At 63.7% G+C, this 19,441-nt stretch carries 21 protein-coding genes and 1 tRNA gene; 10 read left to right on the forward strand and 12 right to left on the reverse strand.

From position 1 onward, the window contains the following. Nucleotides 1–54: 54 nt before the first annotated feature. Nucleotides 55–1,770 carry an urease subunit alpha gene (gene ureC / locus EN949_RS02800; protein ID WP_164753580.1) on the reverse strand — a complete coding sequence of 572 codons (1,716 nt, stop codon included), beginning with the start codon at nt 1,768–1,770 and terminating at the stop codon, nt 55–57. A 179-nt stretch (nt 1,771–1,949) separates the two neighbouring features. Between ureC and EN949_RS02805 the strand changes: the two genes are divergently transcribed. Together EN949_RS02805 and EN949_RS02810 are read left to right on the forward strand one after the other, a co-directional pair. Then, complete coding sequence (locus EN949_RS02805; protein ID WP_013528400.1) at nt 1,950–2,333, forward strand: hypothetical protein; 384 nt, start codon at nt 1,950–1,952, stop codon at nt 2,331–2,333. A gap of 129 nt (nt 2,334–2,462) precedes the next feature. Next, complete coding sequence (locus EN949_RS02810; protein ID WP_127371627.1) at nt 2,463–2,951, forward strand: hypothetical protein; 489 nt, start codon at nt 2,463–2,465, stop codon at nt 2,949–2,951. A 20-nt stretch (nt 2,952–2,971) separates the two neighbouring features. On the opposite strand, the gene EN949_RS02815 is transcribed toward EN949_RS02810, so the two are convergent. From EN949_RS02815 to EN949_RS02835, 5 genes are read right to left on the reverse strand one after another with little or no spacing between them, the layout of a single operon-like run. Beyond that, nucleotides 2,972–3,277, reverse strand: coding sequence for an urease subunit beta (locus tag EN949_RS02815; protein ID WP_127366072.1), 306 nt, complete (start codon nt 3,275–3,277; stop codon nt 2,972–2,974). A gap of 8 nt (nt 3,278–3,285) precedes the next feature. Next, entirely contained in the window at nt 3,286–3,873 is a 588-nt protein-coding gene (locus EN949_RS02820; protein WP_127366071.1) for a HupE/UreJ family protein, read from the reverse strand. Nucleotides 3,874–3,906: 33 nt separating this feature from the next. Then, a complete protein-coding gene (locus tag EN949_RS02825) occupies nt 3,907–4,161 on the reverse strand; it encodes a DUF1272 domain-containing protein (RefSeq protein WP_027161066.1) in 255 nt (84 codons plus the stop codon). A 10-nt stretch (nt 4,162–4,171) separates the two neighbouring features. Next, nucleotides 4,172–4,474 (reverse strand): urease subunit gamma, encoded by a 303-nt coding sequence (locus tag EN949_RS02830; RefSeq protein ID WP_013528395.1) that lies wholly within the window; start codon nt 4,472–4,474, stop codon nt 4,172–4,174. A 28-nt stretch (nt 4,475–4,502) separates the two neighbouring features. Then, entirely contained in the window at nt 4,503–5,330 is an 828-nt protein-coding gene (locus EN949_RS02835; RefSeq protein WP_127366075.1) for an urease accessory protein UreD, read from the reverse strand. Between the two features lie 221 nt (nt 5,331–5,551). Here EN949_RS02835 and EN949_RS02840 point away from each other — a divergent pair, with 221 nt between their 5' ends. The 4 genes from EN949_RS02840 (at nt 5,552) to EN949_RS35765 (ending at nt 8,302) form a co-directional block, all read left to right on the forward strand. After that, nucleotides 5,552–5,806 carry an acyl carrier protein gene (locus tag EN949_RS02840; protein WP_013528393.1) on the forward strand — a complete coding sequence of 85 codons (255 nt, stop codon included), beginning with the start codon at nt 5,552–5,554 and terminating at the stop codon, nt 5,804–5,806. A gap of 5 nt (nt 5,807–5,811) precedes the next feature. Then, nucleotides 5,812–7,020: a beta-ketoacyl-[acyl-carrier-protein] synthase family protein gene (locus tag EN949_RS02845; protein ID WP_063170976.1), complete on the forward strand. Its 1,209-nt coding sequence runs from the start codon at nt 5,812–5,814 to the stop codon at nt 7,018–7,020. A gap of 163 nt (nt 7,021–7,183) precedes the next feature. After that, entirely contained in the window at nt 7,184–7,888 is a 705-nt protein-coding gene (locus EN949_RS02850; protein ID WP_027161063.1) for a glutathione S-transferase N-terminal domain-containing protein, read from the forward strand. Between the two features lie 138 nt (nt 7,889–8,026). Next, entirely contained in the window at nt 8,027–8,302 is a 276-nt protein-coding gene (locus tag EN949_RS35765; RefSeq protein ID WP_164755075.1) for a hypothetical protein, read from the forward strand. 42 nt (nt 8,303–8,344) lie between these two features. On the opposite strand, the gene EN949_RS02860 is transcribed toward EN949_RS35765, so the two are convergent. The 3 genes from EN949_RS02860 to EN949_RS02870 all read right to left on the reverse strand — a co-directional run bounded on the left by EN949_RS02860 (nt 8,345) and on the right by EN949_RS02870 (nt 12,110). Further along, a complete protein-coding gene (locus EN949_RS02860) occupies nt 8,345–8,965 on the reverse strand; it encodes a nucleoside triphosphate hydrolase (protein WP_063169761.1) in 621 nt (206 codons plus the stop codon). Nucleotides 8,966–9,075: 110 nt separating this feature from the next. Next, nucleotides 9,076–10,176: a hypothetical protein gene (locus EN949_RS02865; RefSeq protein ID WP_127366570.1), complete on the reverse strand. Its 1,101-nt coding sequence runs from the start codon at nt 10,174–10,176 to the stop codon at nt 9,076–9,078. A gap of 119 nt (nt 10,177–10,295) precedes the next feature. Further along, nucleotides 10,296–12,110 (reverse strand): methyl-accepting chemotaxis protein, encoded by a 1,815-nt coding sequence (locus EN949_RS02870; RefSeq protein WP_164755077.1) that lies wholly within the window; start codon nt 12,108–12,110, stop codon nt 10,296–10,298. A 216-nt stretch (nt 12,111–12,326) separates the two neighbouring features. Between EN949_RS02870 and EN949_RS02875 the strand changes: the two genes are divergently transcribed. From EN949_RS02875 to EN949_RS02890, 3 genes are all read left to right on the forward strand, one after another. Then, nucleotides 12,327–13,214, forward strand: coding sequence for a D-alanyl-D-alanine carboxypeptidase family protein (locus EN949_RS02875; protein WP_127366568.1), 888 nt, complete (start codon nt 12,327–12,329; stop codon nt 13,212–13,214). A gap of 691 nt (nt 13,215–13,905) precedes the next feature. Beyond that, the gene (locus EN949_RS02885; RefSeq protein WP_127371143.1) at nt 13,906–14,832 is read left to right on the forward strand and encodes a DUF1003 domain-containing protein; all 927 of its coding nucleotides are present in this window, start codon (nt 13,906–13,908) and stop codon (nt 14,830–14,832) included. A gap of 131 nt (nt 14,833–14,963) precedes the next feature. After that, nucleotides 14,964–15,040: transfer RNA gene (locus EN949_RS02890), tRNA-Arg, on the forward strand. Between the two features lie 367 nt (nt 15,041–15,407). Here the strand turns inward: EN949_RS02890 and EN949_RS02895 are convergent. The 3 genes from EN949_RS02895 to EN949_RS02905 form a co-directional block, all read right to left on the reverse strand. Further along, nucleotides 15,408–15,878, reverse strand: coding sequence for a cyclophilin-like fold protein (locus EN949_RS02895; protein ID WP_024502099.1), 471 nt, complete (start codon nt 15,876–15,878; stop codon nt 15,408–15,410). A gap of 74 nt (nt 15,879–15,952) precedes the next feature. Further along, on the reverse strand, nt 15,953–17,047 hold the full coding sequence (locus EN949_RS02900) for an alpha/beta hydrolase (protein ID WP_127365437.1): 1,095 nt from the start codon (nt 17,045–17,047) through the stop codon (nt 15,953–15,955). Further along, entirely contained in the window at nt 17,038–18,297 is a 1,260-nt protein-coding gene (locus EN949_RS02905) for an MFS transporter (RefSeq protein ID WP_127371628.1), read from the reverse strand. The genes EN949_RS02900 and EN949_RS02905 overlap by 10 nt, the downstream gene beginning before the upstream one ends. A 133-nt stretch (nt 18,298–18,430) precedes the next feature. Between EN949_RS02905 and EN949_RS02910 the strand changes: the two genes are divergently transcribed. After that, nucleotides 18,431–19,324 carry a LysR family transcriptional regulator gene (locus tag EN949_RS02910; RefSeq protein WP_127365439.1) on the forward strand — a complete coding sequence of 298 codons (894 nt, stop codon included), beginning with the start codon at nt 18,431–18,433 and terminating at the stop codon, nt 19,322–19,324. The last annotated feature ends 117 nt before the right edge of the window (nt 19,325–19,441 follow it).

A 19,441-nucleotide genomic window follows, 5' to 3' on the forward strand; every position in this document is an offset into this window, starting at 1 on the left:
CTGCCTTCCACCAAGGGCTGCAACGGATAATGCTCGCCCGGTGGAAGCGCCGCTTCAAAACAGAAAATACCGTTGCGCCATCGGCAGCACCGTCGCCGGCTCGCAGGTCAGCAACTCGCCGTCGGCGCGCACCTCGTAGGTTTCCGGATCGACCTCGACATGCGGCGTTGCGTCGTTGAGCACCATCGAATGCTTGCCGATGCCGCCGCGGGTGTTTTCGACGGCGACGAACTGCTTGTCGACACCGAGCCTGCCATGCAGTCCCGACTCGAGCGCTGCTTTCGAAACGAACGTCACCGACGAGTTGGTCCTGGCCTTGCCATAGGCGCCGAACATCGGCCGGTAATGCATCGGCTGCGGCGTCGGGATCGAGGCGTTGGGGTCGCCCATCGGGGCGGCGGCGATCATGCCGCCGATCAGCACCATGTCCGGCTTGACGCCGAAGAAGGCCGGGTTCCACAGCACCAGGTCGGCGCGTTTGCCGACCGCGATCGAGCCGATGTCTTTCGACAGCCCATGCGCGATGGCCGGGTTGATCGTGTATTTGGCGATGTAGCGGCGGACGCGGAAATTGTCGTTGTTGCCGGTCTCCTGCGGCAGCGAGCCGCGCTGGCGTTTCATCTTGTCGGCGGTTTGCCAGGTGCGGATCGCGACTTCGCCGACGCGGCCCATGGCCTGCGAATCCGACGAGATGATCGAGAAGGCGCCGATGTCGTGCAAAATGTCTTCCGCCGCGATGGTCTCCTTGCGGATGCGGCTTTCGGCAAAGGCGATGTCTTCGGGGATCGACGGCGACAGATGATGGCAGACCATCAGCATGTCGAGATGCTCGGCCAGCGTGTTGACCGTGTAGGGCCGCGTCGGATTGGTCGAAGACGGAATGACGTTGGGCAGGCCGCAGACCTTGATGATGTCGGGCGCGTGGCCGCCGCCGGCGCCCTCGGTGTGGAAGGCGTGAATGGTGCGGCCCTTGATGGCGGCGACCGTGTTCTCGACAAAGCCGGATTCGTTCAGCGTGTCGGTGTGGATCATCACCTGCACGTCGTAATCGTCGGCGACCGACAGGCAGCAATCGATGGCCGCCGGCGTCGTGCCCCAGTCCTCGTGCAGCTTCAGCGAGCAGGCGCCGCCCAGCACCATTTCCTCGAGCGCGGCGGGCAGCGAGGCATTGCCCTTGCCCGACAGGCCGATGTTCATCGGAAAGGCGTCGAAGGACTGGATCATGCGGGCCATGTGCCATGGCCCCGGCGTGCAGGTGGTGGCCAGCGTGCCGTGCGCCGGACCGGTGCCGCCGCCGAGCATGGTGGTGATGCCTGACATCAGCGCCTCCTCGATCTGCTGCGGGCAGATGAAGTGGATATGCGCGTCGAAGCCGCCTGATGTCAGGATCTTGCCTTCGCCGGCGATGATCTCGGTGCCGGGACCGATGATGATGGTAACGCCATCCTGCGTATCCGGATTGCCGGCCTTGCCGATGGCCGCGATGCGGCCGTCCCTGAGGCCGATGTCGGCCTTGAAGATGCCTGCACTGGCATCGATCACCAGCGCGTTGGTGATCACGGTATCGACGGCGCCTTGCGCTCTGGAAACCTGGCTCTGGCCCATGCCGTCGCGGATCACCTTGCCGCCGCCGAATTTCACCTCTTCGCCATGGATGGTGAGATCCTTCTCGACCTCGATGAACAGTTCGGTGTCGGCAAGCCGTACTCTGTCGCCGACCGTCGGGCCGTACATCTGCGCGTAGGCGGCGCGGGTAATTCTGGCCATCAGCGATTGCTCCCGAAATGCGGTTTGCCGAAATGCGGTTGGATTGAAGCGCGGCTGCACATTGCTGCCATCCTATGGTCACGCAATGACCTGCTGGGCGACACCTTCTGATCCCATTTGGCGGTTGAGGTTAGGGGGTCACCCCAGACCGACCGTTTGCCAATCGATGGAAAGGAAAATCCATGCGCAAAACGATAGTTCTTGCCGCCGCCGCCAGCCTGATGCTGGCGGGCGCCGCCAGTGCCCAGCAGCAACCCGCGCCACAGCCCGCTCCGGCGCCGGCAACGCCTGCTCCAGCCACGCCCCAGGCTCAGCCGGCCGTTCCGACGATCCAGAGCGTCAACATCGTCGACATCACGGAGCTGCCAAAGGACACCCAGACGCAGGTCAACCAGGTGATCGCCCAGCGCGGCGATGACGGCTTGAAGAAACTGCGCAGCTCGATCGACGCCACACCCAAGGTCAAGTCGGCGCTCGAGGCCAAGGGAATGACCTCGGCGCAGGTGGTCGCAGCCAGTATGGAACCCAATGGCGCACTGACCCTGATCACCAAGAAGGCGAGCTGACGCCACGGCATGGCGGGCCGGCATCCGGCCGGCCGGCCGCATCGGGAAAGGAACCTTCGCCGGGCCGGATTCGTTTTGTTCTTTTCGCACTAACCCGCGCCCCGAAACGATTTCTCTCAGGAGCGAGCGATGGCGATCACTTCTTTCTCGACCAGAATGCAGGCAGTCGCCGCCATGACGTTCCTGGCGGCGGCTGGTCCTGCTGCCGGACTGCAGGCGCAAGGACTGGAAAGCACGGAGACCGTCAATCGCATCGTCGGCTCGCAGGTCAAACAGGAAGAGGCCAAGGCCAACACTGAGGCCGGCAACGTCAACACGGCGATCGACCGCACGCGTGAAAACATCGGCACGGTGCGCAAGACCTCCAAGCTCGACAAGGTCGACATCGTGTTCCTCACCGACGCCGCGCGCAGCGAAGGCGGCCCGCCGCCGGAGATCGAGACCAAGGTCAAGCAGCATCAGGACGACATTACGGAGCTGCGCAAGGAGATCGAGGCCAACGCGCTGCTGTTCAACGCCATCGAATCGCGGCGCGTGCAGGCGCAGGATGTCCTCGCCGTCGAATTCGACAATCCCGGAAAGATCGTCATCTACGCCGCGGCCAAGCCATCGAACTGAGCTGAGCGCGCCGGAAGATTTCACAGCTTGCCCATCACCTTCTGCTGAAATCCGTAGACCTCGCGCTTGCCGCCGAGCGGCACCAGCGTGACGTCGCGCTCCTGGCCCGGCTCGAAGCGCATGGCCGTGCCCGCGGCAATGTCGAGGCGCATGCCACGCGCCCGTTCGCGGTCGAATTTCAGCCCCTCATTGGTTTCGAAGAAATGGTAGTGGCTGCCGACCTGGATCGGCCGGTCGCCGCTGTTGGCGATTTTCAGGGTGACGGTCTGCAGGCCCTTGTTGAGCTCGATGTCGCCGCCCACCGTGATGATTTCACCGGGGATCATGGTCACCCTCACACGATGCCGAAGGCGAGACCGATGCCGATCGCCGCGCAGGCGGCACCGGCAGCGCGGGCCAGGCCACGAAACCGGATGCCGAGACCGAGACCGGCGGCGATGCCGGTGGCATGCAGCAACAGCGTGGCGATGGCAAAGCCGGCCATGTATTCAAGCCCGCCGGCATTCTCCGGCACCTCGGTGCCATGCGCGTGGCCGTGGAAAAGTGCGAACAGGCCGATGATGGCGACGCCGGCCGAGACCGGCAGATCGATCGCCAGCGCCACCAGCAGTCCGAGTGTCACGACCGATGCCAGTATGCCCGGTTCGACGAAGGGCAGCGGCATATGCAGCACGCCCAGCGCGCCGCCGACCAGCATGACGCCGACAAAGGCAGCGGGCCAGGCAAGAATCGCCTTGCCGCCCTTGAGCGCCGCCCACAGCCCGACCGCGATCATCACCGTCATGTGATCGAGGCCGGAGAGCGGGTGCATGAAGCCGGCCGTGAAGGAGGAGGTGGTACCCAGGCCGACATGGGCATAGGCCGGCAGGGCGGCGGCCAGCAGCAGGATCGCCGACAGGCAGAGGCGTTTGGCGGATATCATTCTGTTTGCCTTTCGTTTTGCTCGGTCTGGTGTTCACGCCGCCTTGCGGGGGCCGCAGCCTTCGGCCTTGAGAACGCGTTTGCTCGACGCCGGATATTTCTTCAGCATCGCTGCCGGGCGGATCGGCCGCGCCGAAAAACCACCGCCGCAATTGGGGCAGATGCCGCCCAACACCTGTTCCACGCATCCGGCGCAAAAGGTGCACTCGAAGGTGCAGATCAGCGCATCCGTCGCCTCGGGCGGTAGGTCCTTGTCGCAGCATTCGCAGTTGGGACGCAGCTCCAGCATCCTGTCCTCCTCAACGGATCGGTTCGTGCACGGTCACCAGCTTGGTGCCGTCGGGAAACGTCGCCTCGACCTGCACGTCATGGATCATCTCGGCGATGCCTTCCATGACTTGCGCGCGGCTGACGACATGAGCGCCGGCTTCCATCAGTTCGGCGACCGGACGGCCGTCGCGGGCGCCTTCGACGACGAAATCGGTGATCAGCGCAATCGCTTCCGGATGGTTGAGCTTGACGCCGCGTTCGAGCCGCTTGCGCGCCACCATCGCCGCCATGGCGATCAGCAGCTTGTCCTTTTCCCTCGGCGTCAGGTTCATGCGTTTCCCTGGATTGGTAGAGGCAGGCCTATAGTGACCATAATTTGGGCAACCCCGCCCTTCCGTTGAGCAATTCGACGAGTGGAACCAGCCGCTGGCGCAGTCGGGAGCCATCCCCGGCGTAGAGCCTCGCAAGAAGCTTGCCAGATTTCTTCACGCACCAGGCGCTGGCGCTGCCCTGGTCGCCGACGATCTCCAGAACCGGATCGAGCAGGGCTTCGGCGCGCGGCGACACCAGAAGCAATGTCGCCACCGCGATCGCGCCGCCGGCAACCGCCGGGCGATCGAGCGTTGCGGCGATATCGGGCCCGATGCGGAAATCCTCGGCATGAACGAGGGCGCCATCCTGACGCACACGCCAGCGGTCATGGAAGTTGCCCTGCGTGGCGCGTTCGCCCATCGCCAGGCGGCCGAAGACGGCGGCTTCCAGCACCAGCGCCTCGGCGCCGACGGCAAGCTCGACGTTGAGCGTACGGGCAAAGGCCGCCCTGTCGAAGACGATGGTTTCCTGCGGCAGCCAGGCGATGCGGCCGTTTTCCCCGACCGACAAATTGACCCGCACTTCGGCATGGTCGGATGACGCCCGGTAGATCTTCTCGCAGGCCTGCGTGGTGATCGATGCCGAAGCGGCCGCGCCGACATCCACGTCCCAGGCGATACGGTCGCCGCCCGTCATTCCGCCGGCGGTGTTGATCAGCACCGCTTCGAGCGGATCGGCCGAGACGGCCGGCATTCTTATCTTGGCGGCGCCGTCCTGATAGAGGCGCCGCAGGCGCGTGCGGCCCTCACTGAGCGCACAGGAAAGCCGCGCCACGCCCGCAACGCGCTGCGTCGAAATCCCGCCATGTTCGCCCATATCCATGCCTGCACGTTAAGCACTCCGGCGGCTTTGTCGATATGGAGTTCGATATAGCTTGTTGCTTGACAACGTTTCGGTTTCTATAGAGGGAACCACCTTGGTACGGTCATGCTGCGCTTGGCGGGGGTATTAAACGACGACGGCGGCTTGATACCAGGAGAAAAAGGGGCGCTGCTCAGTCGGCGTCGGGAAACGCGAGATAGTGGGGAAGGAACCGAATGGCCGACCAGCTGGCAACGGATATCATCGCGAAGATCAAGGCTCATGCCGAGCCGGGCGGCGAAGAAATCACCACCACCACCGAATTGACCTCGCTTGGCATCCATTCGCTCGAGCTGACGGAGATTATCTTCGATCTTGAGGAAGAGTATGGCATCGAGATCGAGATGAACACGGTCGACGCCTGGAGCAATCTGAAGAACGTCGGCGACATGGTCGAAGCTGTGCGCGCGCTGATCGCGAAAAAAGCCTGAACTGAATGCGGCAGCGCGTTGTCATCACCGGCATGGGCGGCATTTGCGGGCTCGGCACCAGCGCGCCCGCGATCTGGAACGAGATGCGCGCCGGCCGCTCGGCCATCGGCCAGATCACAAGTCCCCAACTGCATGATCTGAAGGTCAAGGTCGGCTGCGAAATCAAGACGCTTCCCGATCACGGCATCGACCGCAAGCAGACCGTGTCGATGGACCGCTTCAGCCTGCTGGCGACGATCGCAGCCAGGGAAGCCATGCAGCACGCCGGCCTGGTCTCGAATGAAGCCACCACCTATCGGATGGGCACGGTCGTCGGTGTCGGCGTCTGCGGCTGGGAGGCGATCGAAGAGAGCTATCGCGCCATCCTGGTCGAGGGCAAGAACCGCGCCGGCATCTTCACCGTGCCAAAGGTCATGCCAAGCGCGGCCTCCGGCCATGTCAGCATGAATCTGGGCCTGCGCGGCCCGGTCTTCGGCGTCACCTCGGCCTGTTCGTCGTCCAACCACGCCATCGCCTCGGCTGTCGACCAGATCAGACTTGGCCGCGCCGACGTGATGGTCGCCGGCGGCACCGATGCGCCGCTGGTCTGGGGCATCCTGAAGGGCTGGGAAGCATTGCGCGTGCTGGCGCCCGACACCTGCCGGCCATTTTCGGCCGACCGCCAGGGACTGTCGCTCGGCGAGGGCGCCGGCATGGCGGTCCTGGAGACGTACGAGCACGCCATGGCGCGCGGCGCCACCATCCTTGCCGAGGTCGCCGGCGCCGGCCTCTCCGCCGACGCCTCCGACATTGTCGCGCCGACCGTCGAAGGGCCGACGGCGGCCATGCGCGCCTGCCTCGCCGATGCCGGTTTCAATCCCGAGGATGTCGACTACCTCAATGCCCATGGCACCGGCACCAAGGCCAACGACCAGATCGAGACGGCAGCGATCAAGCGCGTCTTCGGCGACCATGCCTACAAGCTTTCGGTGTCGTCGACCAAGTCGATGCACGCCCATTGCCTCGGCGCATCGGGTGCGCTGGAGATGATCGCCTGCGTGATGGCGATCCGCGAAGGCATCGTGCCGCCGACGGCCAATTTTCGTGAGGCCGATCCCGATTGCGACCTCGACGTCACGCCGAATGTGCCGCGCGAGCGCAAGGTGCGCGCCGCGATCAGCAACGGCTTCGCGTTCGGCGGCACCAATGCCGTGCTGGCCTTCAAGGCTGTCTGATCTAAGGGGCGGGCGGATCTGCCCCGGGCCGGCCATTCCGTTGACTGTCCGTGCTCGATGAAACCCTTCGCCGCCATATTGATCGTGCCGTGCGCCGCGTCTAATCCTTGGCCGACCCGCCAAAACCGCGCCGCTCGGCGCGAATCCTCATCCAGGAGTTTCCATGGCAGACCTGTCCGCCTTTCCGATCGCAACGCGTTGGCCGGCCAAGCATCCGGACCAGCTCCAGCTCTATTCGGCGACAACGCCGAACGGGGTGAAGATATCGATCGCCCTGGAGGAACTCGGCCTTCCTTACGAGCCGCATTGGGTCAACATCGGCCAGAACGAAAGCTGGACACCGGAATTCCTGTCGCTCAATCCCAACGGCAAGATACCGGCGATCATCGATCCCAACGGCCCGGACGGCAAGCCGATCGGCCTGTTCGAATCCGGCGCCATCCTGCTCTACCTTGCTGAAAAGACCGGCCTGCTCATGCCCATTGATGGCGCGCGCCGCTACGAGACCATCCAGTGGGTGTTCTTCCAGATGGCCTCGGTCGGGCCGATGTTCGGCCAGGTCGGCTTCTTCCACAAATTCGCCGGCCGCGAGATCGCCGACAAACGCCCTCTCGAGCGCTATCGCGACGAGTCAAAGCGACTGCTCGGCGTGCTCGACGGCCGGCTGAAAGGGCGCAAGTGGATCATGGGCAATGACTACACCATCGCCGACATCTCGCTGCTCGGTTGGGTGCGCAACCTGATCGGATTCTACGAAGCGCGCGAACTCGTCGGCTTTGACGATTTCGCCCATCTGGGAACATGGCTGGAGCGCGGCCTGGCGCGGCCGGCGGTGCAAAAAGGCCTGACCATCCCGGCCAAGGGATAGAAAAACCAGCCTCCGAAGCGCGGCTATTTCGCCTTCGCTTTAGCTTTCGAACCGCCTTTGCCCATGACGGAAGCAGCGAGCGACGCAGCACCTCGGGCGGCGACCATGACCGCGCCGGCAGCGACGTTGGCCGTGGCCTTGGCCGTGCGCATCGCACTGCCGCCCAAGGAGTCGCTGGAACTCGCGGGCTTCTTCGGCTTTGCGGCTTTTGGCGCGGCTTTCGCTGCGGCCGGCACCACTTTCTTCGGCGCTGCCTTGCCGAAAGCCGGCTTGGCGTCCTTTGAACGGCCTGTCATTGCCGGGCCGGCGCCGGTTTTGGATTGGGTCGCCTTGCCCTTGGCGGGCGCAGGCTTTTTTGCCTTGGTTGCCATTGGACCGAATCCCTCTTTTGGCACAATTGTCGTGTCGGGATAACGGCCTGAAAGTCTTAAGGTTCCCCTTGCACAATCCGTCGAATCAAGCGGAAAGGCCGATCACCAGATCGGCGGCACTGCGCCGCGCGAGCACGCGCTCGATGTTGGGCAGGTCGTTGGAAGCGATCCAGGCGCGCGCATCTTCATCGGAGCGGCCATGCTCGTGCCAGCGCTCCATTAGGCGGCGCTCGAGCTCGTTGCGCGGCACGTCGACGAAGATCGAGAAATCGAACAGCGGCGCCAGCCGCGACCACGGCTCTTCGTCGAGCAGCAGGTAATTGCCTTCGACCAGGATGAACTTGGTTTCTGTGGCGACGATCGAGGCTGCGGCGCGCGACAGTTCCATGTTGCGGTCGAAGACCGGAATGGCGATGTCGGGTTCACCGGCACGGATACGCTTCAGCAAGGCCTCAAAACCGGCAAAGTCGAAGGTTTCCGGCGCGCCCTTGCGCGCGCGCAGACCGCGCCGCTCGAGCACGGCGTCGTCATAGTGGAAGCCGTCCATCGGTACGACCTCCGCTGCACCTTCGGGCAGCAGTTCATGCAGCCTTGCCGACAGCGTCGACTTGCCGGCGCCCGGTGGACCGGCAATGGCGACGATGAAGCGGTTTGCCTTGCCGGCACGCTTGAAGATGGTGGCGGCGAGATGGGCGATTTCGGACATGAGAGCCTCTCTGGCAGAGCTTCAGATCCACCATGTTCCGCATGATGATTTCGGCCACATCTTGGCGACAGTTCACGGAAATTTCAAACCCTGCGGCCGCGCAATCACACCTACGAGGCCAGCGGCTGGCCGATGCGCAGGAAATCGCTGTCGAAGGGAACCTCCCGCGTCGAACCGCCGGCATGCAGCCGCATGCGGCCATCCGCCGTCGTGACGTCCCGCGGCGGCTCGCCGCCCGACAGCGGCAGGACGCCGATGACGTGGCGAAAGGACACGCTTTGGCCTTCGCCCAGCGCAAAAGCGGTCGCCACCCCTTCGCGCTTCAGCCAGTTGTCGCCGATCGAGGCGGCATGGCCGACGGCAGCGCGGCCATCCTCGATGCCGAGCACGCCAAGGTGGCGGCCGCTCCATGGGGCGTAGTCGCGCCCGCCATTGCTGAACCACAGCATGGTGATTGGCAGTTCGGCCGGGTTCTTCAGCACCAGCACCAGATCGTCCTCGGCCTGTCGTGCAAGCGCGGTCCATCCGGGCCCGCCATGGTCGGCTTCGACCAGCGTGATGAAATCCTCGCGGCGGTCATCCATGCGGTATTCCGTCAGGTCGAGCGTGCCGCCGCCGGCGGCGGGAAAATGGCCGAGATCGGTGGAGCGAGCCGGATAGGCGAGCATGAAGCGGCCGCGTGCGGGATCGGGCTCCAGCGGATCGTCCAGCGTCGCGGCAAAACGCTTGGGCGAAAAGGCCAGCCTGCCGCCGCCGGTCATGGCCGTCATCGGGTGATGGGCGACCGAGATCGCACCATGACCGCCGGAAAATACATGCTCCTGGTAGAGGAAGGGATGGCCGTCGCGCAGCGTCAGGATCTTGTCGACCGAAGCGCCCATCACCTCGTGCCGCAGGCGGTAGACGGCGCGCCAGCCATCGTCGGTCGCGACACTTTCGACGACATCCCAGGCGCTGTTGGCCGGGCAGCCATGCAGCGGCGCTTCCTCGACATCGCTGCGCGAAAACGGCGCGCAGAGAAAATCGCCGGACAGCCGAACCGTGCCTTCCGGCAGGTCTTTCGGCAGCGTCTCGTTCGCATCGACCCAGGGCGCGCGATGCAGCGGCTTCAGCTGCCGCCCGCCAGCCTCGACGACCATGTCGGCGATGTGGCCGACCGTGAGGTCGAGCGAAACCGAAATGCCTCTGGCCTTGATGGTGTGGATGGTCATTTGCGCTGTCACCGATTCTGAAGGCACAAACAGAACCCGTTCGGCGGCGGTTGCGCAAGCACTGCGACAGGGCATTTTTGCATCGCGCACCTTCACCTTCCCCACAAGGGGAGGGTGAGCTACTGTCGCTTGTATTCTCGCACCGGCGACTTGGTGTCGTCGGTGTAGGTGACCTGCACCGACATCGATTTCACGCTGTCGGCGACCTTGAAATAGGGCTGGTAGTCGTAGGGGATGGCGTAGGGGTCCTTCTTGTCGCAAGGCGGCATCTTGATCTCCTTGTCGAGTGCCGCGCCGTTCAGGCTGTAATGCACCTGTTTGATGGCGCAGCGGTAGGACAGCATCTGGGTGAAATAGACCAGGCCGTGGTTGCCGCTGGCATCGAAGGCGATCCACGAGGTCCAGAACTGGTCGAGGATCTGCTTGTTGCCTTGCTGAAGCGCTGTCTCGGGGTCGAAGCGGATGTCGAACGGGCCGGTCTCGCGGCCCCTGATGTCGAGATATTTGATCGCAATGATTCCCGCCACCGTGCTGTCGGGCATCTCGAAGCTCGGATTGGCCATCGGCTTGCCGGTCGTCTGGTCGTTCATGGCCAGGAAACCGGTGTCGGTGAACGGACCGCTGTCGCCCATGCGCCAGGAGATGGCGGTCGCCGGCTCGGGCAGCGAGATGGTCATCGACCAGCCCTGGTTGGAGCGCATCGGCGTCAGCGAAGGCACGAAGCGGGCGGGGTCGAGCACGTCGCCAAGCGCCGCCAGCCGGCTGCGGCTGCGGTCCAGCCAGTCGGCCAACTGCGTCTGGTCGACGAAATATTTGAGCAACCCGCCATCCTTTTCGTAGGACGTGAACTTGGTCAGCGCCTTGGCCTCGTTGCGCTTGTCGGCCAGCGTCTGGGCGCCGAGGCGGTCTTCGGAAAACTCCTGCGCCAACAGGAAATAGGCCGGCGCGAAATCTGGATTGGCTGATATGAAGGCGTTGAGCTTGTCGAGGCGCTGGGCGTCGTCGAACTGCTGGATATGCACGAGCTTGATCGACAGCGCCTTGCCCTTGTCGGCAAGCGCGCCGAACACCTCGCGCGCGCCGGCCTTGCCGTCCTGCACCCGAAGCAGCGTGGCAAAGCGCGTATAGGGGTCGATGGCGTCGACGTCGAAGCCGGCAAAGGCGAGGTAGGAGCGCCGCGCATTGAGCATGTCGCCGGACAACTCGTAGACGCGGGCATTGTGGTAGAACTCGTCCGGCCGCTTCGGCTCGGCGATCGCCCCGCCCTGCGCGGCCAAGGCGGCAAAGCCCTTGGCGATGATGTCGATCGAGGCGGCGATCTGCACGGTCGTCGCTTGCAGCTTCTCGGTCTGGGCCTGCTGCTGCGCCTGGCCGGCGACCAGCGTCTCGGTCTCCTTCTTCACCTCGTCGGTGGTCTTCTGCACTTCCGCCGTCCGCTCAGTCTGCTGCTGCTGGACGGACGCGATCTCGTCGGTCTTTTTCGCCACCGTGTCGGTCGACTGCTTGACCGCCTCCACCGTCTTTTGCGTCTGCGTGACGGTCTGCTCGATCTTCGCAACTTTCTCGGTAACGATGCCCATCGACTGCTGCAACCCGGCAATGGCCGGCACCAGGCTGGCGATCACCCCGTGCTGGGCGTTGGTCTGCTGCTGCAGGCCGTAGACGCCGCCGGCGACGGCCGCCGCACTGGTGGCGAAGATCAAGGCCGGCAGCGCCTTGGCCGCCAGCACCAGCCGGAGCACGATGGCAATGGCGATGATGATTGCGGCGACCGCGGCGACCAGCGCGATATAGGCGGCGAACGGCGCCAGCGGATTGAGGATGTCGGATACGGCACCCCCGACAAAGGCGACGCTGCCGGCCCATTTGCCGGTGCGGCTGAGTGATGCCCTGATAAGCGAGGGCGCAGCGCCCCCGGCCCCGATGTTCGTCATGCCAAGCCCCCAAGCCCTCGATACCACGCCCCTTCCCACGGGAAACGCGGCCTTGGCAAGCAAAGACACGGGAAAACCGGCGTTTTCGGGGCGGATGCCAAGCTTGCGAGGCTCGACAATCCTGGGGCTAACCGGCATTAACCAAATGGACGCAACAGCCGCGTTACGTTAGCGTCGTCTCATCTCAGCAACAGCCGACCCAGAACAGTCCAGCCCTTGTCCTACCTGCGTCCCCTTCCGCTCATCCAGAGAGTTTTTGCGGCACTAGCCCTGCTGGTGCTGCTGGCCGGCTGCGCCACGACGCCGCCCGACAGCGTGCTGGCCGTGCCGGCGCCGGCGCAGAAATATGCGGCCATCGTGGTTGACGCCAGGACCGGCAAGCAGCTGTTCGAGGTCAGCTCGACGGCGCAGCGCTACCCCGCCTCGCTGACCAAGATGATGACGCTGTATCTTTTGTTCGAGGCGCTGGACTCCGGCCGCGTCAGCAAGCAGACGCAGATCCCGGTGTCGGACCATGCCGCCTCGCAGCCGCCGACCAAGATGCGCTTCCGGCGCGGCGAGAGCATCGACGTCGATTCCGCGATCCGCGCCATCGTCGTCAAATCGGCCAATGACGTGGCGGTGGCGGTCGGCGAATATCTCGGCGGCTCGGAGGATCAGTTCGCCGCCATGATGACATCCAAGGCGCGCCAGCTCGGCATGACCAGCACGACCTTCCGCAACGCGTCGGGCCTGCCCGACGATGGCCAGATGACGACGGCGCGCGACATGGCGGTGCTCGGCATGGCGCTGCATCAGCGCTTTCCCCAGCAGTTCCACTATTTCTCCGAAAGCGACTTCATGTTCCGCGGCCGGCTGGTGCGCGGCCACAACGACATGCTCGGCCGCGTGCGCGGCGTCGACGGCATCAAGACCGGCTACATCAGGGCGTCCGGCTTCAACATCGTCACCTCCTACAATGCCGACGGCCGCAATTTGATCGTCGTGGTGATGGGCGCCGACTCAGCCCGCCAGCGCAACGACCATGTCGAAGCGCTGATCCAGCGCAGCCTGTCGCCGACCACGGACGGCGCCAAGACCAGGCTGATGTTCGCGGAACAGTGAGGAGTGGTCCGCGTAGCGGACAAAAAGCCAATTGCTTGGCTTTTTGAACGACGAACGCCCTGAGCCTGCGAAGGGCGAGCTGCCGGTAGCAAGCATCGCGCTTGGCTGCGCGGGGATGGATGTCGATAGGAATTTTTTCTTGACCCTGAGGGCAGCTATGCTACTATTTTCGGTATGGTGCTGAGTCGCGCCAATTGATCGACTGGAAACGTGACCCGCCCGCAAGGCGGGTTTTTTGTTGCCCGCCGCCCTGCAGAACCTTGTGCACGTTGGCGGGGACAGCGCCCCTCTGTCCTGCCGGATCTTCGTCGCTCGGAAAGCCAAGCAATTGGCTTTCCACCCGCTACGCGGACCGCTCCTCAACCCCCGCAGGGGGGAGATTGGCAGCTTCGGCGCTCCGCTCACTCCTGTGACGGTGGAAATTGGCGAAAGCCGGGACAACAGCCAATCTCCCCCCTTGAGGGGGAGATGTCCGGCAGGACAGAGGGGGGTGATTGCCGCAAACATCGGGCAAGTTCTTCCCGCTCCGGCCAATCTGGAACGTCTCCACCCGCCCTGAGAGGCGAGCCGCCGCCAGCCACATCGCCTTCTCCGATCAAAAACACTTGTCCGGCCTGCGAAATCCGTGCCCGGCGCTGGCTATGCGCCGCCACCTCTGTCTATCGTCGCCCAGCACCCTCAGGAGCCCACCATGAGCACCGTCCCCAAAACGCCCGAACAGGCGGCAGACAATCAGAACGATGACGGCGGCGAGTATTTCGAGGCGCCGATCGTCGGTGAGCTGGAGGCCGATCCGGTATCGGACGAACACTTCGACACGCCCGAAGTGCCGGACTCCGACCCCGCTGGTCCAGGCGCCCACCGTGGCAAGCCGAAGAAAAAGCCGTCGGCGATATCGGGCCGCAAATTCCGCAAGCGCGATCTGGTGCGCATCGACACGCTGCGCCCGAGCCTCGCTGACCGCATCCGCTCGGACCATCCCGACCTGCCGGCGGGCGCCCGCATCAGCCGCGCCGAGCTCGGCCGCTACCGCATGCGCTACATGGAGGAGTTGCTGCAGCAGGAGCACGGCGAATTCTCCGAGCTCGACCGTCAGGTGGTCGAATCGATCGCCAGGCAGGACACGATTTCCGAAAACTCGGAAGAAGAATTCGAGGAGCACCGCACCTTCGCCGACCGCGTCTCCGACAACATGGCGGCATTCGGCGGCAGCTGGTGGTTCCTGATCTCGTTCGGCAGCGTGCTTCTGGTGTGGATCGGCATCAATCTGGTCGCCGGCATGAGCGCCGCTTTCGATCCCTATCCCTTCATCCTGCTCAACCTGCTGCTCTCCTGCATTGCCGCCATCCAGGCGCCGATCATCATGATGAGCCAGCGGCGGCAGGAGTCCAAGGACCGCCTGCGCTCCTTCAACGACTACCGCGTCAACCTCAAGGCCGAGCTCGAAGTGCGCCATCTGCACGAAAAACTCGACTACCTCATCTCGCGCCAATGGACGCGCCTGGCCGAAATGCAGCAGATGCAGCTGGACGCGATGCACGAACTGGCGGGCGCTAAGAAGCCGAAGCGGGCGGTGCGTGGAAGGCGGACGGTGAAGGCGGGGGCGGAAACCTCATAGGCCGCAGCCCGGACGCATCGAGCCAAGTCGCTACGCCAATCTCCAATTGCCCGTTGAAGCCCGCCCCGGCTTCCGCTAAGAAGCCGTGACTTGCCGGTTCACCGGCTGGTTCGTTTTCCGGATTCCGGAAAGCACCCGTAGCTCAGCTGGATAGAGCGCTGCCCTCCGAAGGCAGAGGTCACAGGTTCGAATCCTGTCGGGTGCGCCAAAACCATCATCGTTTCCCTGCGACGATATAGCTGCCGAATTGGCGCCTACGCGACGAGCGGGGAATAGCCTGCGAGCGAAAAAGCGTAGAAACGGCGGCGTTAGGCAGTAAAGAGTTCGAATCTCTTCAGATTGGCGGAGTTCCGACGCGGCCGGAGCGGCGTTCCAAGCGGTGATTGATGTGGATGGTGCCGACGACGATCTGACAGCGAGCTCCCGACAGGCGAGCATCATTTATTTGTATCAGATCATGGATCGAGGTCAGCAGGCGCTCATACCACTTGGTCGGCGTGTGTCAGTCACTCGAAACCTGCTTCGGTTTTCCGGCATCCGCGGCATTGTCCCCATGCGCAGCGGCCTTCCCGGGTTCAGGAAAGCATTTCGACGCGCAGCGGATGTTCTCCGCGCGTCAGAAGGGGCGCCGGGCCCTGGTCCAGTCGCCCGAGCCGGATCAGGCCGCGCGACCAGCGGTAGGGACCATGAAACATCGCCAGATTGCCCCAGGGGGCGTAGTAGCAGAGATCGCCAGTCGCCTCGTTGCCGAAGCGACCGCTGCCTTCCTCGGTGAGCTTGCGCGGCAGGTAGGCGATCTTCTCGTTGGTCGAATAGTCGTCGATCGTCAGATCCAGCGGCAGGATCGAGACCAGATCGTGCGCGGAAGGATTGTCCTCCAGCGTCGCCGTGAAATCCTGATCCCCGAAGATGAATCTAAGGCGCATGGTGGCTCCTTTCCTATCCGTGGCTGCGTCGGTCTGAGAGCGCACCGAAGAGGGGAGCGCGAGGCTGGCAGCACCTGCCAGCAAGGTGCGGCGTGAAAGCCATACGGCGGCGCGTGTCATTTAAAGTCTCCCGGTCGGTGCGGCCATGTCCATCGTTCCTGCACACGGCCGCACCCTTCGACGATACGACCTGGTCAGGCAGCGAGATGCTGGTTGAAGAAGCTGGTCAGCTTGTCGAACGGGATCACGTCCACCTTGTCGTAAAGATCGGTGTGGCTGGCGCCTGGAATGATCATGAGTTCCTTCGGCTCCGCCGCTGCCGCGAAGGCGGTTTCGCTGAAGTAGCGCGAATGGGCCTTTTCGCCATGGATGAACAGGATCGGGCGCGGCGAGATTTCAGCGATGTAGGTCAGGATCGGCATATTCATGAACGACAGCGGCGTGGTCTGCGTCCAGGAATTGCCTGAGTTGACCGCGCGCGCATGGTAGCCGCGCGGCGTCCTGTAATAGTCATGGTAGTCGACCAGGAACTGCGCCTCGCCGCCGTGCAGGTCGTTGTAGGGTGGTTGATAGGCTGGCGCGCCGTTTTCCGCATCCGTCCAACGCTGCCGACCCAGTTGCTCCAATGTCTGTGCGCGCTGTTCGGGGGTCACGCTGTCGTTGTAGCCCTTCGACATAACACGGGTCATGTCGTACATGGTGCTCGCCACCACGGCCTTGACGCGCTTGTCTGCGGCGACGGCATTCAAAGCCATGCCGCCCCAGCCGCAGATGCCGATGACGCCGATGCGCTCACGGTCGACGGCGGCGTGCAGGCCGAGATAGTCGACGGCCGCGCTGAAATCCTCGGTGTTGATGTCCGGCGAAGCGAGATTGCGCGGCTCGCCGCCGCTTTCGCCGGTGTAGGACGGATCGAAAGCCAGTGCGACGAAGCCGCGCTCGGCCATCGTCTGCGCGTAAAGGCCAGAGGATTGTTCCTTAACAGCGCCGAACGGACCGCCGACGGCAAGCGCCGGCAGACGTCCGCCGGCCCGGTCCTTCGGCAGATAGAGATCACCCGACAGTGTGATGCCGTAGCGGTTCTTGAACGTGATCTTCTCGTGATCGATCTTATCGCTGAGCGGAAAGACCTTATCCCATTCCTTTGACATATTCTGAGCCTTTGCTTTGAAGGGGTTGGATATTGAAACTGCACCGAAGGCGGCGACGCCTGCGCCGGTCAACTTCAACAGTTCGCGCCGGTGGATGACGCTTGCCGAATTTTTCGTGTCAGGGGTATTCATGGGCATTTCCGATCTCCTGTTGGTATGAATTGGGATTGGGCAGTTCGTTGAACGAACGTCAGTGCGGGGCGTCCGGGCTTCAGCAACCGCCGGCCATTGCCGATCAGGGCGATTGCAAGGCCGGCGAGAACCACGCTGCCGGCGAAGGTCGCGAAGACCGTCATGCCATCCAGCAGCAGCCCGCCGACCACGGCACCGAGCAGGATCGACGCCTGGATGGCTGCGACCATCAGGCTTCCGGCGGCTTCCGGCGCATCGTCCGCGTTTTGGGACATCCACGTCATCCAGATCACAGACATTGCGGTGTTCGCCGCGCCCCAGAGAGCAAGGAAGAGGCCGGCGGCGGCTACCGAACCGCCGAGAAGCAGGAGCCCCAGCGTGCAGCCGCCCATCAGCAGCGCGGGCAACCGCAGCAGCGGTGCGACATTGCCGCTCACGAAACGCCCTGTCGCCCATGTTCCGAGGAAGCCCGCACAGCCCAGTACAAGCAACAGGATCGAGAGCGTCCCCACGTTGACGCCCGTCACCTGCTCCAGGAAGGGGCGCAGATAGGTGAACATGGTGAAGGCCGAGCCCCAGGATAACATCGAGGCAATAAGGCCGCGCAGGAAATGGGGGCGCTTCAGCAGGCCGAACATCGTCCGGAAATCCTGCCGCTGGCGCGCGGGCAACGACGGCAGCGCGATCAAGTGCCAGACGAGGTTGATGGCGACGATTGGCGTCAGCGCCCAGAACACCGCGCGCCAGCCGAACACGGCGCCGAGATAGCTGCCGATCGGCGCGGCGAAGGCCGCAGCGATCGCCTGTCCGCCATACATCAAGGCGAGCGCGCGCGGCACATCCCTTTCAGGGACCAGCCGCATGATGACGGCGGTGGCCAGTGCCCAGAAGCCGCCGATGCAGATGCCCAACAGGCCTCGACTGAGCATCAGCACGGAGAAATTCGGGGCCGCCGCAACCAGAACCAGTGACAACAGCATGAAAGCCGTCATCGCGACCAGAACCCATTTGCGGTTCAGCGTTCCAGCGGCAGTGGTGATGACCATGCTCGCCGCTATGGCGAAAAGACCGCTGATCGAGATCGCCTGTCCGGTCTGTCCCTCAGTTGCGCGCAATCCTTCGGCCATGGGGGTGAGCAGGCTGACCGGCATGAATTCCGAGGCGATCAGCATTGCCACACACAGTGCCATCGAAAGAACCGCGCCCCAGGCGGCGTCCGGTTTGCTATCCGCATCGGTTGCGGCGGCAATCGCCATGTCGTTTGCTCCTGCTGAATTGTTGCAACGCAAAACTAGTGGCTTTGCCATAAAGCGATTAGCCATCGAAATTCGCATGAACTAATCGACCACATCGAATAATGTGCTGCGGCATGGCAAACGAGAGAAGCTCATGGCCAAAACCGACCTCAATCAACTGACGTGGTTTCAGGCCGTCGCCGAGGAGCGCAGCTTCACCAAGGCGGCGGCAAAGCTCGGCGTCGCGCAGTCGACGCTCAGTCACAGGATCAAGCAGCTCGAAGCGCAAATGGGCATACGCCTCCTGACCCGCACCACGCGCAATGTCGCGACGACCGCCGCAGGCGAGCGGCTGTTACAGACGATCGCCCCGCGCATCGGCGAAATCGAGGATGAGATCGCCGCGTTGATGGCGTTTCGTGAAAAACCCTCGGGCTCGATCAGGCTGACGCTGTCCGACCACGCGCTTGAAAGCGTGGTTTGGCCCAAGCTGAAGCCGATCCTCAGCGCCTATCCCGATATCGGTGTCGAACTGATCCTGGACAGCACGTTCCGCAACATCGTCGAGGAGGGCTTCGACGCGGGCGTCCGGTTGGGAGAGAGCGTCGAGAAGGACATGATCGCGGTCCGAATTGGTCCGGACTGGCGTTTGGTGGCCGTGGCTTCTCCCGACTATTTCGCCGCGCGTGGTGTGCCTGAGCACCCACAGGACCTGATCCGCCACGTCTGCATCAATATGCGTCACGAGACCGCCGGCGGTCTTTATGCATGGGAGTTCGAGAAGGATGGGCAGGCGTTGCGCGTCCGGGTAAACGGCCAGCTGACCTTCAACAATTCCTACGCCATGATCGACGCAGCCGTGCACCGCTACGGCATCGCCTATGTGCCCGAGAACATCGTGGAGCAGCACATCGCCTCGGGCCTGCTGGTGCAGGTTCTCGATGATTGGTCGCCCTTCTTCGACGGTTATTTCCTTTATTATCCGAGCCGTCGTCAGAATCTTCCCGCGTTCAAGGTCATCGTCGACGCGCTACGACATCGGAATTGAGACAAGAGGATCTAACCCGCGCGATTGGCTCACGCTGAGTCCGTTTCGCCCCGCTCGCATAGCACCCACCTGCGGAAGACACGGTATTTTCCGGATCTCGGGCATCAAGATCGTCCT

Source organism: Mesorhizobium sp. M7A.F.Ca.US.007.01.2.1, from assembly GCF_003998165.1.
Taxonomy (GTDB): Bacteria; Pseudomonadota; Alphaproteobacteria; order Rhizobiales; family Rhizobiaceae; genus Mesorhizobium; species Mesorhizobium ciceri.

Bases quoted from the DNA above. Each gene is read 5' to 3' on its own strand.
- EN949_RS02805 (WP_013528400.1), top strand. From the start codon at position 1,950: ATGCGCAAAACGATAGTTCTTGCCGCCGCCGCCAGCCTGATGCTGGCG.
- EN949_RS02810 (WP_127371627.1), top strand. From the start codon at position 2,463: ATGGCGATCACTTCTTTCTCGACCAGAATGCAGGCAGTCGCCGCCATG.
- EN949_RS02815 (WP_127366072.1), bottom strand. From the start codon at position 3,277: ATGATCCCCGGTGAAATCATCACGGTGGGCGGCGACATCGAGCTCAAC.
- EN949_RS02820 (WP_127366071.1), bottom strand. From the start codon at position 3,873: ATGATATCCGCCAAACGCCTCTGCCTGTCGGCGATCCTGCTGCTGGCC.
- EN949_RS02825 (WP_027161066.1), bottom strand. From the start codon at position 4,161: ATGCTGGAGCTGCGTCCCAACTGCGAATGCTGCGACAAGGACCTACCG.
- EN949_RS02830 (WP_013528395.1), bottom strand. From the start codon at position 4,474: ATGAACCTGACGCCGAGGGAAAAGGACAAGCTGCTGATCGCCATGGCG.
- EN949_RS02835 (WP_127366075.1), bottom strand. From the start codon at position 5,330: ATGGGCGAACATGGCGGGATTTCGACGCAGCGCGTTGCGGGCGTGGCG.
- EN949_RS02840 (WP_013528393.1), top strand. From the start codon at position 5,552: ATGGCCGACCAGCTGGCAACGGATATCATCGCGAAGATCAAGGCTCAT.
- EN949_RS02845 (WP_063170976.1), top strand. From the start codon at position 5,812: ATGCGGCAGCGCGTTGTCATCACCGGCATGGGCGGCATTTGCGGGCTC.
- EN949_RS02850 (WP_027161063.1), top strand. From the start codon at position 7,184: ATGGCAGACCTGTCCGCCTTTCCGATCGCAACGCGTTGGCCGGCCAAG.
- EN949_RS02860 (WP_063169761.1), bottom strand. From the start codon at position 8,965: ATGTCCGAAATCGCCCATCTCGCCGCCACCATCTTCAAGCGTGCCGGC.
- EN949_RS02865 (WP_127366570.1), bottom strand. From the start codon at position 10,176: ATGACCATCCACACCATCAAGGCCAGAGGCATTTCGGTTTCGCTCGAC.
- EN949_RS02870 (WP_164755077.1), bottom strand. From the start codon at position 12,110: ATGACGAACATCGGGGCCGGGGGCGCTGCGCCCTCGCTTATCAGGGCA.
- EN949_RS02885 (WP_127371143.1), top strand. From the start codon at position 13,906: ATGAGCACCGTCCCCAAAACGCCCGAACAGGCGGCAGACAATCAGAAC.
- EN949_RS02895 (WP_024502099.1), bottom strand. From the start codon at position 15,878: ATGACACGCGCCGCCGTATGGCTTTCACGCCGCACCTTGCTGGCAGGT.
- EN949_RS02900 (WP_127365437.1), bottom strand. From the start codon at position 17,047: ATGCCCATGAATACCCCTGACACGAAAAATTCGGCAAGCGTCATCCAC.
- EN949_RS02905 (WP_127371628.1), bottom strand. From the start codon at position 18,297: ATGGCGATTGCCGCCGCAACCGATGCGGATAGCAAACCGGACGCCGCC.
- EN949_RS02910 (WP_127365439.1), top strand. From the start codon at position 18,431: ATGGCCAAAACCGACCTCAATCAACTGACGTGGTTTCAGGCCGTCGCC.